Source organism: Bacillus sp. EB V-12, assembly GCF_056158125.1.
This window is the reverse complement of the sequence record NZ_JBUXJL010000014.1, coordinates 17,685-33,951: the sequence shown is the minus strand read 5'-3', so window position 1 is coordinate 33,951 and position 16,267 is coordinate 17,685. Positions and strand designations below refer to the sequence as shown.

Genomic DNA, 16,267 nt, shown 5'->3' with positions numbered 1-16,267 from the left:
ACAAAATTCTCTTAAAGATGATATCGTTTTTATAACATATCTCTACTAGAAAGGAATAAAGGATATGCTAACTAAACATCGAATTTTATTTATTGGTGCCGGTCGTATGGCAGAAGCTATATTTTCCGGATTACTTAAAACAAGCAAAGAGTACATCGAAGAAATTATCGTCTCTAACCGAAGCAACATAGAAAAGCTAAAACAGTTACAACATCGATATAATGTGTCTACTACAACAGATTGGAAACAGCATGTTACATCTGTTGATACGGTTGTTTTAGCAATGCCACCTTCGGCTCATGAAGAGTTATTAGCTGAGCTATCTCCGTTAATATCAAATCAACTAGTCGTAACAGTAGCAGCTGGCATTGGACCATCTTATTTAGAAGCTAGACTCCCAAAAGGCACGCCTGTTGCTTGGATTATGCCTAATACAGCTGCTGAAATTGGAAAGTCTATCTCCTTATATACAATGGGACAATCAGTAAACGAGATACATCAAGAAACCCTGCAACTACTTTTAAAAGGTATTGGTACTTCGCAACTTTGTACTGAGGAAGAAGTTCATCAGCTTACTGCAGTTACTGGAAGTGCACCAGCCTTCCTTTATTACTTTGCTGAAAGCTTAATTGAAGCAACAAAAAGTTATGGAGTTGATGAAGAAACCGCAAAACATCTTGTGATTCAAATGATTTCTGGCTCTGCTTCTATGCTTGAACAAACGCAAAATCCAGCTAACCTTCGCGAACAAGTAACAACGCCAGGTGGTTCCACAGCTGAGGGTCTCAAAACTTTATACGAATATAATTTTTCAGAGGCAATTCAAAAAGCAGTAGAAGCAACAAACAAAAAAGCTAGGGGGAAATAATATGATTTTAACAAGTTTAAAAGACTATACAACATTACATAACGGTGTAAAAATGCCTTGGTTTGGTTTAGGTGTTTTTAAAGTAGAAGATGGTTCAGAAGTAATTGATTCTGTAAAAGCAGCAATTAAAAATGGCTACCGCAGCATCGATACTGCAGCAATCTATCAAAATGAAGAAGGCGTTGGGCAAGCGATTCGTGAATCCGGTGTTTCACGTGAAGAATTATTTATTACCTCAAAAGTATGGAATAGCGATCAAGGATATGAAACAACGCTTCAAGCATTTGAAACTACATTAGAGAAATTAGGTCTAGAATATTTAGATTTATATTTAGTACATTGGCCTGTAAAAGGGAAATATACTGAATCATGGAAAGCATTAGAAACACTTTATAAAGATGGCCGTGTTCGCGCTATCGGTGTGAGTAATTTCCACATTCACCACTTACAAGACGTATTTGAAATTGCTGAAATTAAGCCAATGGTCAACCAAGTGGAATACCACCCACGTTTAGCACAAGAAGAGTTACATGCATTCTGTAAAGAACATAATATCCAGCTTGAAGCTTGGTCACCATTAATGCAAGGACAACTACTAGATAATCCAACGTTACAAGAAATTGCGACAAAATATAATAAATCAACTGCGCAAATTATTTTACGTTGGGATTTACAAAACGAAGTTGTAACAATTCCCAAATCAATTAAAGAACATCGCATTATTGAAAATGCAAACATCTTCGACTTTGAATTAAGTGCTGATGATATGAAAGCAATTCAAGCTTTAAATGAAGATCGTCGCGTTGGTCCAGATCCAGATAACTTTAACTTCTAGTAGAAAAACCACTGCCATATGCAGTGGTTTTTTCATTTAAGAAAACTGAAAATTTAAACTATATTTCATTTAGTTGACACTTCATTATTCAAGGTGTAAGATTTTGAATTATCAAAGAAACACAAAAATTAATAAAATTTATTCGTTTACTCATTGTATCAAGAGAGGTGGAGGGACTGGCCCTTTGAAACCTCGGCAACAGGTTCATTTTGAATACTGTGCCACTTCCTGCAAGCTTTATGCTTGAAAGATAGAATGAGGGACTTCGTTTATATACGGGTGCATAACTTGTACGTAAAAATCCCTCTTTCTCAATATGAAAAGAGGGATTTTTTATTTTTCATTTCCCTCATCATCATCCAAACTTAATTATTTAGGAGGAAAATCAAATGAAAAAGAAGTTTGTACCCGGTATTGCATCAGTTGTAGGAGTAAGTATTTTATTAACTGGTTGCGGTAGTTATAAAAACGAAGCAAGCGGAGCAAATGCAAAAGACGAGGCACCTAGTAAACAGGTTTTAAACTTATCTTCACCTACTGAAATACGAACAATGGATACGGCTCGTGCTACAGATACTGATTCTGGTCAAGTAATGAGAAACGTATTTGAAGGTTTGTATAATCTTGGTGAAGGTAACAAACCTGTTCCTGGTGTTGCAAAATCTCATGAAGTAAGTGGCGATAAAACGAAATACACATTCCATTTGCGAGATTCAAAATGGTCAAACGGCACTCCTGTTACAGCTAAAGATTTTGTGTTCGCTTGGCAACGTGCCGTAGATCCAGCAACAGCCTCTGAATATGCATTTTTATTCTTTGATATTAAAAACGCAACAAAAATTAACAACAAAGAACTTCCAGCCGACCAACTTGGTGTAAAAGCAGTTGATGACCATACGTTTGAGGTAGAATTAGAGCGTCCTGTTCCTTATTTTATTAGCTTAACAGCGTTCCCAACATTTCTACCAATTAATGAGGAATTCTTTAAAGTACAAGGTGATAAGTACGCTTTAGAAGATAATACAATCTTGTACAATGGAGCTTTTACACTAAGCGATTGGAAGCACGAACAAAGCTTTAAATTTAAGAAGAACCCTACCTATTGGGATAAAGATACTGTCAAACTAGAAGAAATCAATTTTAATGTCGTAAAAGAAAAATCAACAGAAGTAAATTTATTCGAGTCAAAACAATTAGATCGTATAAAACTAACATCTGACTTCGTCGATAAATATAAAAAGGATGCTAACTTTAAAGAACGTCCAAACGTAGGCGTACAATTTTTACGTATGAATCAACAAAACAAAGTACTTCAAAACGTTTCTGCACGCCAAGCAATTGATCAAACAATTGATAGAAAATCCTTTGTAAATACGTTATTAAATGATGGCTCTACACCAACATTTGGTCTCGTTCCAAAAAACTTTGCAAAAGGACCTGAAGGAAAAGACTTCCGTACTGCAAACGGCGATTTAACAAAAGTTGATACAAAATCTGCACAAGAGTTATGGAAAAAAGCTAAACAAGAGCTTGGTTCTGAAAAGATAACATTAGAATTATTAACGAGTGATGCTGACCTTGATAAGAAAACTGGTGAATTCTTAAAAGGACAACTAGAAAAGAATCTAGATGGATTAACAGTAAATATAAAACCTCAGCCGCGTAAGCAACAAGTTTCGCTTTTATTAAAAGGTGACTACGAAATCGGAATTGATGGCTGGAGCCCTGACTTTGCGGATCCAATTACATTCCTTGAGCTATTTACAACGAATAACCCTTATAACTTAGATCATTACTCTAATAAGGAATTCGATGAAACAATAGCAAAAGTGAAAACAACTTTAGCTGGTGATGAAAAAGCTCGCTGGGAAGCATTACTAGCATCCGAGAAAATATTATTTAAAGACTCTGTTATCGCTCCTCTTTACCAAAAAGGCGAATCTTATTTAGAACGTTCTTATGTGAAAGGAATTGTGCAAGTAGACTTTGCAGGTCAATTAAACTTCAAGTGGGCAAAAATTGAAAAATAAAGTGAAACTTTAATAAGTGGGGGTTTCTTCATCCCCACTTATTATTAGCCCACACCAATTGTTTTTTTAGCAAAATATATTAAAAATAGGTTCTCTCACACATGAGAATCTGCTTTTTTAATATATTATTCTGAGAAATTAACAATCTATTTTTATTATTGACATATAGTTCTTTTCAGCGTTAATATTCTAAATAATCAAAGAAACAAAATATTTCACCATCAAAATATAATGTCTACTACGTTGAAACATATAACGATAGATTACAGTTCAACATGTATATACATATAGAACACCTGATTACCTATAAACAAATATTTATAATAGGTTTTATCTCCTTCTATAGCTACTTCAAGACACGGACATTATGACGTTACGAACAACACATTTAGGGAGGAACGAACAATGAAGAAAAAAGTTGTACCTGTTGTTGCATCTGTTTTGGGGGCAAGTCTATTACTAACTGCTTGCGGGGGAAATAAAGATAATGCAAGCGGAGCGAAAGCAAACGATAAAGCACCTGATAAACAGGCAATTAACTTATCATTCGCTTCAGAAATTCCAACAATGGATGTTGCAAAAGCAACGGATGGGGAATCCATGAACGTAATGCGTAATGTTTTTGAAGGGCTATATGCAATGGGAGAAGATAATAAACCGGTTCCTGGTGTCGCTGAGTCGGTTGACATTAGTCCCGATAAAACAAAATATACATTCCATCTCCGTGATTCAAAATGGTCAAACGGTACTCCTGTTACAGCAAAGGACTTTGCCTTCGCTTGGCAACGTGCCGTAAATCCTGATACAGCAGCTGAATACGCATTCTTATTCTTCGATATAAAGAATGCGAAACAAATAAGCCAAAAACAATTGCCAATTGATCAACTAGGGGTCAAAGCTGTTGATGATAAAACGTTAGAAGTACAACTAGACCGTCCTGTTCCCTACTTCTTAAGCTTAACTACATTCTCAACATTCTTACCAATTAATGAAGAGTACTTAAAGTCTCAAGGCGATAAATATGGTTTAGAAACAAATCATTTAATTTATAACGGTGCTTTCACATTAGATAACTGGAAACATGAACAAAGCTTCCAATTGAAGAAAAATCCTAACTATTGGGATGCTAAAACTGTAAAATTAGAAGAAATCAACTTCAATGTCGTTAAAGATAAGTCTACAGAAGTGAACTTATATGATTCAGGACAAATTGATCGTGTTGCTTTAACTGCAGAGTTTGTTGATAAATATAAGAGCGATCCAAACTTCAAAGAACGCGCTGAAGTCGGTATTCAATTCTTACGATTAAATCAGAAAAATGAAACATTAAAAAATCAACATGCACGCCTTGCTATTAACGGCGCAATGAATAAAAAAGCTTACGTAGAAACAATCTTAAATAACGGCGCTGTTCCAGCTGAAGGAATGGTTCCTGCGAAATTTGCAAAGAGCCCAGAAGGCAATGACTTCCGTAAAGAAAATGGAAATCTAGTCAAGGATGATGTGAAAACAGCGAAAGAAAACTGGAAAAAAGCAAAACAAGAACTTGGTACTGACAAAGTAACAATCGAACTATTAACAAGTGACAATGCTTTAGCTAAAAAGACTGGTGAATATTTAAAAGGTGAATTAGAAAAGAACCTAGATGGATTAACAGTGAATTTAAAACCACAACCACGTAAACAACAGCTAAAACTACTATTAAGTGGTGACTATGAAATTGGTATTGACGGCTGGGGCCCTGACTTCGCTGATCCAATTACATTCTTAGATTTATTTACAACAGATAGTGCTTATAACTTCGATAAATACTCTAACAAAGAGTACGATGAGCTAATTCATAAAGTGAAAACAGATTTAGCTGGCGATGAAAAAGCACGCTTTGAAGCAATGAAGCAAGCTGAAAAAATTCTATTACAAGACGGCGCTGTCGCTCCTTTATACCAACAAGGCCGTTCTTACTTACAACGCTCTTTCATTAAAGGACTTGTAACAACTGACTTCGGTGGTGAGTTTAACTACAAGTGGACAGAAGTTACAAAATAATAAGTGCTAATAAAAAGGTATCCCACCGAGGATACCTTTTTATTTTATACTTCTTTAACTACAGAGCTTCTTCTTCCCTTTACCATTCCTTTTATAGCTAAAGTCATCACTGCTACTGATTGTGTAACCAATACAATAACTAATAATGAAATAATATTTCTCTCTAAACTAACTCCTCCAAATATTATTGTATAATAGCCATTCGCTGCATATGTTGCAGGAAATAATTCACTGATTGTTTGATATGTTTTAGAAAGCATTTCATGTGGCACAGTTACAACCATTTGTGTTAATGAAAGAAAGGCGGAAAAGACTATTGTCAATAATCCTCTTTTCCTTCTTTTTGCATCGAACCAAAACTCATCATAAATATAAACACAAACATCAAATATGTTCTCCACGTCAAAGAAGGTATATGCCCTGACCAAAGATAGCTAACTAAATAATTAATTCCCATAATACAAGACGATATTACTAAACTAATACTTATTAGTTTTACATATTTGAGCATATCTTTTCTCCTTGTTTTTATTTTTCTACTTCTTCAAACTGTAGATTCACCGGATCTTCTAAAAGTGTTTCATAAAAGTTCTCTGCCAAATCTGTTGAAGGGATTTTTTCATCTACTTCATCAAATCGAATACTATCTAGCCACACACAACCTTCTCCTGATAATAAAACACCAAATGCAATACCAAGTGCTTCTTCTTTTATATCTAATACAACCGAGTACGATTGCCAGTTATTCGTATTTTTAATGGGGCGATTTTGCATATTATCCATAGCGAGCGGTTCTGTATCTTTTCCATCTACTCGCATCCACAATCCTGCCCAATCTCTTACATTTTCACTCTTAATAAATGCTGTAAAACGTAATCTCTTCCCTACATATTTATCCGCTCGGAACATTTGCATTAATGTTGAAAATCCTCCATGCGTAACATTCTCTTTTGCTTTTATGTATGCAGATACTTTTCCTTGATGGACAACTTCATAATCTAAACCCATCTCATATTCAGCAGGATGACTTCCACTTAAGATCCATCCTTTCGGTATACCTTTTTGCATTGAAACACCCTCTCTTTCTATATAAAATGACTGAAAGTACTTTCGATATTTCTTTGGTGGCAATTGAAACATTCTTTTAAAAGCTCTCGTAAATGCCTCTTGTGAGGAAAAACCGTATTGCACTGCAATATCAATAACAGCTCTCTCCGTTGACACTAAAACTTGCGCAGCATGAGTTAACCTTCTCTTTCGAATATAATCTGTTACACTCATCCCAACATATCTTTGAAAGATGCGATGAAAATGGTACATCGATACTGCACTGTGAGATGCCACTCTTTCTGTTGTAAGCTCCTCATGTAAGTGATTCTCTATATATTCAATTGATTTTTTTATTATCTCTTTATATTCTTCATGCATTTTAGCCCCTCCCTCACAACTTCAATTTACCATATACATACAAATCGTTTTTGATTTAAATTGCGGATTAGCCCTTGTGACTGCAGGATAATAATTTATTTTCAACACATACATAATTACATGTTTTTGGGAAAAACTTGTATAGAACGAATTTACATAAGGAGGAATTTATAATGAGAATTCTACTATCAGTTTTATTAGCTCTTATGCTAGTACCTGCATTAACAGGATGTAAAGCTCCTGCCAAAGAAGACACAACTTCTAATAAAAAGACGACTGAAGAAGCAAAAAATGAGGCTCCTGCAGATTTAAAACTAAACTTCAATGAATTCGATTTAAAGGCAGACTACCAAGATACAAAGAAAGACTACGAAGCAGACTATAAAAATGTAGCAGCTGACAAGAAAATGGAAGCAAAAATTGAAGATCATAAAGCAGATGTAAAATTAACAGGAGACGAGGCTATCACAAAATTAAGCCCACTTCTACAAGAATTAAAATTTGATAAAGATACTCCTGATCAAGAAGTAATCGATCAAGTAGTGAACGTGTTCAAACTTGATAAAGACTATCAAAAATTCGATTTAGAAGTTGTCTTCTCTGATGGAACGAAAAAAGAATATAAAAGAGAAATAAAATAAAGAAGTAGGCGGTAGTAAGAAGAAAAAATAACCTTGCATAGGCAAGGTTATTTTTTCGTTTCTGCTTGAAAACGTTTATAGTATGTCGATGCTGTTGCAAAATTAATTTCTATATCACGAATCAACGATGAATCTTCTTCTTTAGCTAACTTCTGTAATTTTTTCATTGCTTGTTCCGATTCATTCAAGAAACCGACATATACCTCATGTTCTTGCTCTTTCGACTTCGGAACACGAATTTCTTTTCGTATATGATCAATATCTTCTAACATGCTCGTTGTTACCTTTTGCACATCTTCTTTATATGTAGCAGTCGTTATTTCCTTACCGCCCTTTTCTTTTGCCACTTCAAATAACTGCAGTGCGTTATTAATTTCTTTATTCATTTTCAAATCGTATTTTTCATGTACTGCAAGGTATTCTTTCATTTCTTCTGTTTGTTCTGTAGATTGCTCTACCTTTTCTTTCGGTTCTTTCGTATCCTTATTTCCATTACATCCTGCTAGAAGGATCATACTTCCCATTACAGCAATACCCAAAACCTTCTTCATCTCTTCTTCTCCTTTTATCTACAGCTACTACTCATTATAGTTTCTTTTATCTCCACTTGTTATTATACCGAGAACATCCTACTTTTTACACTTAAGACGACATCGTAATATATATACCAACATGTTTGTCACAGTATCGTCACTTTATACAAATAACTTTTGCACTGCTTTACTACTCACCTTACAAAACTGTAAGCACACATAAAGAACAAACCATGCTAGACTTACATATGCATAACGCAAACATATGTAAGGTTTTAAGGAGAATCATCTATGTACAACACAATACCTTTTATGGGAGAAGATATTCGTGTCCTTATTCGCGAAAAATCACTTCATATCGAAAATACAGAGAGCCTTCGCCGCGTATTAAAGAAGAAGCATGCTCCATTTAAGTTAGCTCAATATTTAAAACAACAACATACAAATCAATTTCATACCGTGCTAAATATATCGGATAAATCATTAACAATCGAAATCATCGGTCATGTCTACATTGGAAACTTTGCAGATACCTTAAAGGAAATCCCACGTATACCGAAGATTGCTCCTATTATCGTTAAAAAAGCGTATAAAATTACTGACCATACCGATATTATCGACTGTGGGGAAAAAGAAGTCGATAGTAATCGCTGGGTGTGGGATAAACTTGCTGTTTTATATGATACGATCATGAATAATATGTATGAGGTATTTCAAAGAAATGAAAAAAAGAACTGATTCAAACATTCCCTTTGAATCAGTTCTTTTTTGTTAAGCCTCTAAATTTTGTTTTTGCTGCAGTTCAAACTGCTTCTCACTTCTTCTGGCCATAAATAGATAACATAACACTGCTCCTACTTCACAAAGCGCAATAACAACCCCCATCGGTAATGCTGTATTACTTCCACCGATACCTACTAGCGGCGCAACAAGAGCTCCTGAAATGAACTGTAATAAGCCTAATAAAGCTGATGCTGTTCCTGCAGCTTGTTTCTGATTTCTCATCGCTAATGAAAACCCAGTTGTTGATACAACCCCGACACTTGATACGACAAGGAATAACGAACATAAAACACCGATTAAACCTATTCCTAGTACGATTGTCAGTAGTAAAGATAGGCCACCAACAGCTGCGATAATAATACCAGCAACAAATAATGTCTTCTCATTCACTTTCCCCGCTAAACGACCCGTTACCTGACTAGCAATAATAATACCGATGCCGTTAATCGCAAAGAATAAACTAAATTGCTGTGGTGATGCTCCGTATATGTTCTGCAACACAAATGGTGAGCCCGAAATGTATGCAAACATTGCCGCTGTTACTAATCCTTGTGACAATGCATATCCCATAAACAGACGGTCCTTTAACAATTTTCCGTACGTCGCCAAAGTCCCTGACAAACCACCCGTTTCTCTTTCTTCAGGAGGTAATGTTTCACGCAATACAAAAGTAGCTGAGATTAACATGAATACACTAATTGCTCCAAGAACGATGAAAACACCGCGCCACGTTGTAAACTGTAATAATTGCCCCCCAATAATCGGTGCCAAAATAGGTGCTGCTCCGTTTACTAACATAAGCAGTGAGAAAAACTTCGTCATTTCAGAACCTGAATACATATCACGTACCATCGCACGTGATATAACAATCCCGGCTGATCCTGAAGCTCCTTGTAGGAAGCGCAATAACACTAATGTCCAAATAGATGGCGCAACAGCACAAAGTAAAGAAGAAGCAACATAAATAATAAGAGCAATAATAAGAGGTTTGCGTCTTCCGTAAATATCACTAATTGAGCCAACAAATAATTGTCCTACTGACAGCCCAAGCAAACAAGCTGTTAATGTAAGCTGCGCGAGGGATGCACCTGTTTGCAAATCATCCGTTAACTTCGGTAATGAAGGCAAATACATATCAATAGATAATGGTCCAATCGCCGTAAGTGTTCCTAATACAAGAATCATCCATAACCTGTTTGCCTTTACAGGTTTATATATTTCGTGATTAACTTCATTCACTTTTTCAATTCACCCTTTCCTATACAAACTGAATCGTAACAATTATAGTTACATCATAAACATACGTCAAGTACAGTGCATTTTCCTCTTTCATAATGTAAAAAAAGCGATAGAAATTCTATCGCTTTACTTTTTTACATTGCTATTCGTAAATTTAGATACTGAGGCCATCGTCTCTCCCGTATCTAAATATGTAATTTGAATTGGGTCTCCTACTTCTGTAAACATAGCATATGGGAATTTCTTCACCGGTATCATAAATACCTTTTGTTCATTCTCTAAAAGTACGTACACGATTGTATTTTCACCTGATTTCTCTTTATATACACGTTGTACAATACCTTCTTTTTGCGCTTCTTTTCCTGTTGAGGTTGGTCTAAATGTATCACCATTACCGCTCATTACGTTTTTATAATTCTCAAGCGCTTCTTTCTGCGAAGAACCTGTCGCAAATATTTTTGCATTAGCAGCATATACAACTGTATGTGCACGTACTAGGCCTCCGTCATCAACAACCGGAATAATCCAAGCTGGTTTACCGTATACGTTATAAATGACAGGCATTGTCCCATGCCATTTCTCTCTCTTAAAGGAATTATCTACTACTTCTGTAGCTGCTGAACCATCCATAATCCCCTTTACTTCTTTTCCATTATAGTAATATAGCTTGCCTGTGCGTGCATCTACTAATGAATAGCCTAGGGCTGAATCTACTCCTTCTTTTGGAGAAGTAAAGTCTGTAAAATAATACAATGTTCCATCTTTACCAAAGATCGGGGTCACGCCTTCTTTCGTTCCCCACTCAGTCGGAATTTTCATATCTGTTTGTGAGAATTTCGTATTCCAAAATCCGTGAATATATTTACCAAAGTACGTATTTAACGTAGATGCAGTCTCATGATTTAATACACCATCAACAAATTTAGGTGCCTTTCCTTTATCATATCTTTTCACTTCACCTGTTTGTGCATCTACTACGACAACACCTTCTACCTCAAATCCAGATCTTCCTGAAATAAATTCACCATACGTCATTGTATAATATGGTTTTCCTTTATCATCAACCTCAAATTTAGGTTTTCCTTTAAAGATTAAATTTGGTTCTGCTTGCCTTACCACACGCTCTAAATTATTACCAAAAAACATGCTTGGCACATATTTCATTTTATAACCGAGGTGCAGTTTCGCTTCCGCATCAGGATTCGTACCTGACATCGTTACGTACCCTGGAATTGTCTCAGCTTTACGCGCTTTAAAAAATCCTGAAACTTCAATCGGCGCTACATATAAAGCCTCGCCGTTTACCATTTGTGGCGTTAATTCTCCTAGCTCAAAATAAGCTACTTTTGGAATATCACCAAATACTTTTTTCATCTTATTCTCCGCTGTCTTTGGCGGCACTGTAAACGGCTGGTCATTTTCAGTAAATGGCTCTGAAATATCTTTCTCTACCTTAACAACAGAATCATATTTCTTTTGCGAGATTACTATATCATGCAAATAACCAAAGTAGCCGTAACTTGCGAGTAAAATAAACATTAGAAGTCCTTTTAATGTGCCTTCTAATTTCCCTATTTGATCTTGTGAAAATAAAACAAGCCCAATTAAAATTGCTACTGCAACAGAATAATGAGTAAGAATCGAGTCTACTCGATCATCAATTAGCCAAAAGTATTCATAGATTGCAATACCTATCCAAAATAAAACAGGAATAACTAAAATAGATGATTTCTTACCCTTTACAACCTTCTTATCTCCCTTCTTATCCACTGCTCGAAGCTTACTACTACTTCTTGTCCATGGAATCAAAAACAAAGTAAGAATAGCTAAAACTACAAATTTCATCAAAGGCACTGTCCCCTTTTCTTTTGTATTCCCTTTTAGTATAACAAATAAAGGGTATTAAGGTGAAAATAGGAATAGTTATATTTTTTTACTACCTAATACAATCCCGCTCACTACATATAGAATAGATGCAATATAAAAAATTGTACCAATCGTAAAGAAATCTACTAAATATCCCGTGGCAATAACCGCTACTGCTCCGCCAATGGATGTCCACACATGGTATTTTCCAATCTCATAACCAGCCTTTTCCTGCGCAACCTTTCGTGCTAATGAAGTCTTCTCAGTATTACGCTGCACAGCACCTAAAACTCCCATTACAATTTGAAGAATATACACATGCCATACTTCCGTGGCAATCGGAAAGCAAAGCATTAAGATTGCCATGGACCAAGCGTATATGATTAATAATTTTTTATCACCTACTTGATCAGATACCTTTCCCACTAGTGGATATACAAGCGCTGATGTTAAAGCAAATAAGCCATACGCCCAGCCAAATTGCGAGAAGCTATTTCCAACGTTTCGAAGTAATAATATATAAAAAGGAAATACCATACTTCCTGCCATCATGATAATACTTTGCGAAGCCACAAATCTTCTATATGTCATTTCGTATACTCCCTATAAAATAAATTAACAAATCGCTCTTCTGAATCTACTTCCTTCTTTTTCTTGAGAAATTCTTCAATACGAGGATATGCCCTCTTTAACTGCTCTTTCGTTGGATAAGAATAGTACGGCAAATAGTAACTACCGTTATGCTTTAAAGTAACATCAATCATCTTCCGAATGACATCCTCTGTTCTCTTTATCTCACTCTCTGAGCGTCCCTGGTTAATCAAAAGAACCAGCGCAAACATATCATCTTTCGCATAGGACAAAACTGCATTTTCATTCTTTTCCACGTAACGAATCGTAATGTTGAGTAAATTAAACTCTTCTTCATTTAATACGTTACGTAAATCATCTATATACTCTGTGAAAGCATCTATAGGCACAAAGTATTCTTGTAACACTTCGGTCCTATTTGGATTTTCATATTCCATAAAAGCACTATCTGATCTCATAACATTATTACGCGTCTCATACTTTCCATCTGTACGTTCAAAATAACCTCTTTGTATATCCCAAAATGTATTCTTTCCCCAATCACTATAACGTGATAACCCAAGTAAAAATTTCGGTGCAGCTATAATATTTTCTTCCTTTAATTCACTGTACTCTTCTCTCATATTTTGATTTTGTGCCAAAGTATAATCCGTCACATACATCTCTTTTAAAAATGAATTTGGAGCAACAGAAATACGTGCTAAGTGCATACGAACATTCTCATCTCTTTTCACTTTCTCTTTGAAATAAGATGCGTATTCTTTATAATCTATCATTCTCGTGTGCATTTCATATAATTCATCTTCTGTTAACTTCAGCGTCATATCTAAAATAACTCCAAATAAACCGTAACCCCCAATGACATATGGAAATAACTCTGCATTTTCTTCTCTACTTACATTACGTACCGTGCCATCTGCCATTAACAATCTAAATGAATCTACTGTATCAATCAGTGCCTCATGACGAATATCACGCCCGTGTACATTTACACTTAATGAACCGCCAACAGTAAAAATATTTTGAGACTGCATGACCTGTACCGCAAGGCCATAAGGATTTATTTTCTTCTGAATATCATTCCAGGTGACACCACTTTGAACTGTAATCCGCTTCTTCTCTGGATCAAATTCTAATATTTTATTATATCCTTTCATATCGAGCATCGTGCCATTCGGATAATATGTCTGTCCTCCTTGGCTATGTTGCATGCCTGCAATGGAAATTTTCTCTCCTGAAACTTTTGCATCTCGCACTAATTTTATTAACGGGTGCTCTTCCGTAGCACTTTCAACACGTTTTATTTTCGTCGGAAGCAATTTACCTACATCACTCATAATAGGATGATCAATTTGTTTTTTATACGTATGTACAGACGTTGCAAGCAAAACCGTATATACGACAATGACCACTGCTATCTTTCTTTTTTTCAAAGGACACTCTCCTTATTAGCAACAAAAAGAGATACCCGTTCTTTCAGGTACCTCTCTTGACAGTGATTACTTTGCTGCTGGCAATTGTATTGGATCAAATTTATCATACGATGTAAACTTTGCATCCGTAATAATATGCGCTTTATCCTCACCATTGCTACTCATAACCATATCTATCTTTGCTGATTCATATTTAAAATCTTTTGTAATAATATATTCCCCATCTATTTCTTCTATCTTTGCATTTTGGCCTTGTAGCATTTGTTTCTGCTTTTCATCCATACTAGCTAACATACTCTCTGTCTCTTGCCCTTTTAATGCAAACTTCAGCTTATAATTATCTCCACTTTTCTCCATCTTCACTTTATTTAAAATTTCCGATGGAATCTCTAAATTATCTACCATTCCTTGAGTCGCGTTCATTCCGTTAGCATTTAATTGTTCCTCTGGTACAGACATAACTTCACCCGTATTAGGATTTTTCAACTGACCAGCAATTTTGCCACCCACATCATAAACAACAACCTCTGTACCAGAAACATTCATTTCAGAACGAGAATTTTTTTTCTTCGGCTCTAGTTGCATTTTGGCCTTTATTACATTCATCTCTGTTCCTTCAGCCTTTATTCCCACATCATATGTCATCGTTACATTTTCTTCGTTTTTAAAAGCTTCATTCGCTTTATTAAAAACATCCTTCGCTGTTAATTCCTTTTCTTTCTGCACAGCTTCTTTTTTCGGTTCATCAGTCTTTTTTGTTTTCTCATTACTACACCCTACTCCTAGACCGACTGCAAGTACTAAACTTGAAATTAAAATAAATTTTTTCATAACGTCCCCTCCTTCCCAAAAATAATATCATCTCTTTTCCTATGAAATCTATATAATTCGTAATATTTATCTTTAAATTTATTTCCTATATAACAACATGTTTGAGAAAAAGTTTAAATATGATGTAAATAATAACAACTCATTTCAGGAGGTCAGGATGAAAGCGATTATTTGCACAAAGTATGGACCACCTAATGTTCTCCAGCTTCAAAATGTAGAAAAGCCTAAACCTAAAAAAAATGAAGTATTAGTTAAAATTCACGCAACAAGTGTATCAACTGGAGATTGTAGAATACGTGGCTTTAATAGCCCCCTCTTATTTTGGATTCCTATGCGGATCATATTAGGTTTCAGAAAACCGAGAAAACCTATACTTGGCGTAGAATTATCCGGTGAAATCGAAGACATTGGAACAGATGTAACACAATTTAAAAAAGGAGATCCAGTTTTTGCATTAACAGAACTAAACCTTGGTGGTTATGCGGAATACACATGCGTGCATGAAAGTGGATTAATAGCATTAAAACCTACCAATGTGACATATGAAGAAGCTGCCGTTATTCCTTTTGGCGGAACTTCAGCATTGCACTTCCTTAGAAAAGGACAGATAAAAAAAGGGCAACGAGTACTTATATACGGCGCCTCTGGGTCAGTAGGGACAGCTGCCGTACAACTTGCGAAATACTTCGGGGCGACTGTCACAGCCATTTGTAGTAGTTCGAATTTCGATTTAGTAACAGCTTTAGGGGCAGACAACGTAATTGATTATATGAAAGAAGATTTTACTAAGCGGGGCGAGCACTATGATATTATATTTGATGCAGTTGGAAAATATAAAAAGTCTCTTTGTACAGATGCATTAATGCCTAATGGAAAATATGTATCTGTGAACGGAATGATGGCAAAGGTCAGTAAAGAAGATATGAACCTACTAAAACAACTAGCTGAAACAGAAAAGCTAAAGCCTGTTATTGATAGAACTTACCGATTAGAAGAAATTGCTGAAGCTCATATATATGTAGAAAAAGGACATAAAAAGGGGAACGTTTCGATTACCTTAAAATAAAATATATTCTGAAAATATCATTGACAATTCTTTTTGTACGATTTACTATTAGTACCATATTCAAAACTACATACACA

At 35.4% G+C, this 16,267-nt stretch carries 16 protein-coding genes and 1 riboswitch; of the genes, 7 read left to right on the top strand and 9 right to left on the bottom strand.

Going from position 1 to position 16,267, the window contains the following annotated elements; translation table 11 throughout:
* The first annotated feature begins 64 nt into the window (after positions 1-64).
* From proC to ACZDYH_RS26690, 4 genes are all read left to right on the top strand, one after another.
* Positions 65-868, top strand: coding sequence for a pyrroline-5-carboxylate reductase (gene proC / locus ACZDYH_RS26705; protein WP_000956253.1), 804 nt, complete (start codon positions 65-67; stop codon positions 866-868).
* 1 nt (position 869) lies between these two features.
* Entirely contained in the window at positions 870-1,703 is an 834-nt protein-coding gene (locus ACZDYH_RS26700) for an aldo/keto reductase (protein ID WP_000604203.1), read from the top strand.
* Positions 1,704-1,855: 152 nt separating this feature from the next.
* Positions 1,856-1,960, top strand: a riboswitch (SAM riboswitch).
* 132 nt (positions 1,961-2,092) lie between these two features.
* A complete protein-coding gene (locus ACZDYH_RS26695) occupies positions 2,093-3,733 on the top strand; it encodes a peptide ABC transporter substrate-binding protein (protein ID WP_000726482.1) in 1,641 nt (546 codons plus the stop codon).
* A 405-nt stretch (positions 3,734-4,138) separates the two neighbouring features.
* A complete protein-coding gene (locus tag ACZDYH_RS26690) occupies positions 4,139-5,779 on the top strand; it encodes a peptide ABC transporter substrate-binding protein (RefSeq protein ID WP_088363513.1) in 1,641 nt (546 codons plus the stop codon).
* Positions 5,780-5,823: 44 nt separating this feature from the next.
* Here the strand turns inward: ACZDYH_RS26690 and ACZDYH_RS26685 are convergent, their stop codons facing one another.
* From ACZDYH_RS26685 to ACZDYH_RS26675, 3 genes are read right to left on the bottom strand one after another with little or no spacing between them, the layout of a single operon-like run.
* Positions 5,824-6,102: a hypothetical protein gene (locus tag ACZDYH_RS26685; RefSeq protein ID WP_140421641.1), complete on the bottom strand. Its 279-nt coding sequence runs from the start codon at positions 6,100-6,102 to the stop codon at positions 5,824-5,826.
* On the bottom strand, positions 6,099-6,290 hold the full coding sequence (locus tag ACZDYH_RS26680) for a hypothetical protein (RefSeq protein WP_000922547.1): 192 nt from the start codon (positions 6,288-6,290) through the stop codon (positions 6,099-6,101). Before ACZDYH_RS26680 ends, ACZDYH_RS26685 begins: the two co-directional genes overlap by 4 nt.
* Positions 6,291-6,307: 17 nt before the next feature.
* Entirely contained in the window at positions 6,308-7,207 is a 900-nt protein-coding gene (locus tag ACZDYH_RS26675; RefSeq protein WP_000544202.1) for a helix-turn-helix transcriptional regulator, read from the bottom strand.
* A 173-nt stretch (positions 7,208-7,380) separates the two neighbouring features.
* Between ACZDYH_RS26675 and ACZDYH_RS26670 the strand changes: the two genes are divergently transcribed.
* Positions 7,381-7,848 carry a YusW family protein gene (locus ACZDYH_RS26670; protein ID WP_001221552.1) on the top strand — a complete coding sequence of 156 codons (468 nt, stop codon included), beginning with the start codon at positions 7,381-7,383 and terminating at the stop codon, positions 7,846-7,848.
* A 47-nt stretch (positions 7,849-7,895) separates the two neighbouring features.
* Here ACZDYH_RS26670 and ACZDYH_RS26665 read toward each other — a convergent pair whose 3' ends face one another.
* Positions 7,896-8,399 carry a hypothetical protein gene (locus tag ACZDYH_RS26665; RefSeq protein ID WP_000756525.1) on the bottom strand — a complete coding sequence of 168 codons (504 nt, stop codon included), beginning with the start codon at positions 8,397-8,399 and terminating at the stop codon, positions 7,896-7,898.
* Positions 8,400-8,672: 273 nt separating this feature from the next.
* Between ACZDYH_RS26665 and ACZDYH_RS26660 the strand changes: the two genes are divergently transcribed.
* Positions 8,673-9,119, top strand: coding sequence for a hypothetical protein (locus tag ACZDYH_RS26660; RefSeq protein WP_000282860.1), 447 nt, complete (start codon positions 8,673-8,675; stop codon positions 9,117-9,119).
* A 33-nt stretch (positions 9,120-9,152) separates the two neighbouring features.
* Here ACZDYH_RS26660 and ACZDYH_RS26655 read toward each other — a convergent pair whose 3' ends face one another.
* From ACZDYH_RS26655 to ACZDYH_RS26635, 5 genes are all read right to left on the bottom strand, one after another.
* Complete coding sequence (locus ACZDYH_RS26655) at positions 9,153-10,412, bottom strand: multidrug effflux MFS transporter (RefSeq protein ID WP_224200803.1); 1,260 nt, start codon at positions 10,410-10,412, stop codon at positions 9,153-9,155.
* A gap of 117 nt (positions 10,413-10,529) precedes the next feature.
* Positions 10,530-12,248, bottom strand: coding sequence for a DUF3981 domain-containing protein (locus ACZDYH_RS26650; RefSeq protein WP_000674048.1), 1,719 nt, complete (start codon positions 12,246-12,248; stop codon positions 10,530-10,532).
* A gap of 78 nt (positions 12,249-12,326) precedes the next feature.
* Positions 12,327-12,860, bottom strand: a complete 534-nt coding sequence (locus ACZDYH_RS26645) for an MFS transporter (protein ID WP_065223227.1) — start codon at positions 12,858-12,860, stop codon at positions 12,327-12,329.
* Positions 12,857-14,293, bottom strand: coding sequence for an FAD-binding protein (locus ACZDYH_RS26640; protein WP_474887542.1), 1,437 nt, complete (start codon positions 14,291-14,293; stop codon positions 12,857-12,859). The genes ACZDYH_RS26645 and ACZDYH_RS26640 overlap by 4 nt, the downstream gene beginning before the upstream one ends.
* Before the next feature lie 66 nt (positions 14,294-14,359).
* Positions 14,360-15,124 carry a DUF6612 family protein gene (locus tag ACZDYH_RS26635; RefSeq protein ID WP_000713522.1) on the bottom strand — a complete coding sequence of 255 codons (765 nt, stop codon included), beginning with the start codon at positions 15,122-15,124 and terminating at the stop codon, positions 14,360-14,362.
* 157 nt (positions 15,125-15,281) lie between these two features.
* Here ACZDYH_RS26635 and ACZDYH_RS26630 point away from each other — a divergent pair, with 157 nt between their 5' ends.
* Complete coding sequence (locus ACZDYH_RS26630; protein WP_000643859.1) at positions 15,282-16,190, top strand: NAD(P)-dependent alcohol dehydrogenase; 909 nt, start codon at positions 15,282-15,284, stop codon at positions 16,188-16,190.
* The last annotated feature ends 77 nt before the right edge of the window (positions 16,191-16,267 follow it).

Bases quoted from the DNA above. Each gene is read 5' to 3' on its own strand.
- proC (WP_000956253.1), top strand. From the start codon at position 65: ATGCTAACTAAACATCGAATTTTATTTATTGGTGCCGGTCGTATGGCA.
- ACZDYH_RS26700 (WP_000604203.1), top strand. From the start codon at position 870: ATGATTTTAACAAGTTTAAAAGACTATACAACATTACATAACGGTGTA.
- ACZDYH_RS26695 (WP_000726482.1), top strand. From the start codon at position 2,093: ATGAAAAAGAAGTTTGTACCCGGTATTGCATCAGTTGTAGGAGTAAGT.
- ACZDYH_RS26690 (WP_088363513.1), top strand. From the start codon at position 4,139: ATGAAGAAAAAAGTTGTACCTGTTGTTGCATCTGTTTTGGGGGCAAGT.
- ACZDYH_RS26680 (WP_000922547.1), bottom strand. From the start codon at position 6,290: ATGCTCAAATATGTAAAACTAATAAGTATTAGTTTAGTAATATCGTCT.
- ACZDYH_RS26675 (WP_000544202.1), bottom strand. From the start codon at position 7,207: ATGCATGAAGAATATAAAGAGATAATAAAAAAATCAATTGAATATATA.
- ACZDYH_RS26670 (WP_001221552.1), top strand. From the start codon at position 7,381: ATGAGAATTCTACTATCAGTTTTATTAGCTCTTATGCTAGTACCTGCA.
- ACZDYH_RS26665 (WP_000756525.1), bottom strand. From the start codon at position 8,399: ATGAAGAAGGTTTTGGGTATTGCTGTAATGGGAAGTATGATCCTTCTA.
- ACZDYH_RS26660 (WP_000282860.1), top strand. From the start codon at position 8,673: ATGTACAACACAATACCTTTTATGGGAGAAGATATTCGTGTCCTTATT.
- ACZDYH_RS26650 (WP_000674048.1), bottom strand. From the start codon at position 12,248: ATGAAATTTGTAGTTTTAGCTATTCTTACTTTGTTTTTGATTCCATGG.
- ACZDYH_RS26645 (WP_065223227.1), bottom strand. From the start codon at position 12,860: ATGACATATAGAAGATTTGTGGCTTCGCAAAGTATTATCATGATGGCA.
- ACZDYH_RS26635 (WP_000713522.1), bottom strand. From the start codon at position 15,124: ATGAAAAAATTTATTTTAATTTCAAGTTTAGTACTTGCAGTCGGTCTA.
- ACZDYH_RS26630 (WP_000643859.1), top strand. From the start codon at position 15,282: ATGAAAGCGATTATTTGCACAAAGTATGGACCACCTAATGTTCTCCAG.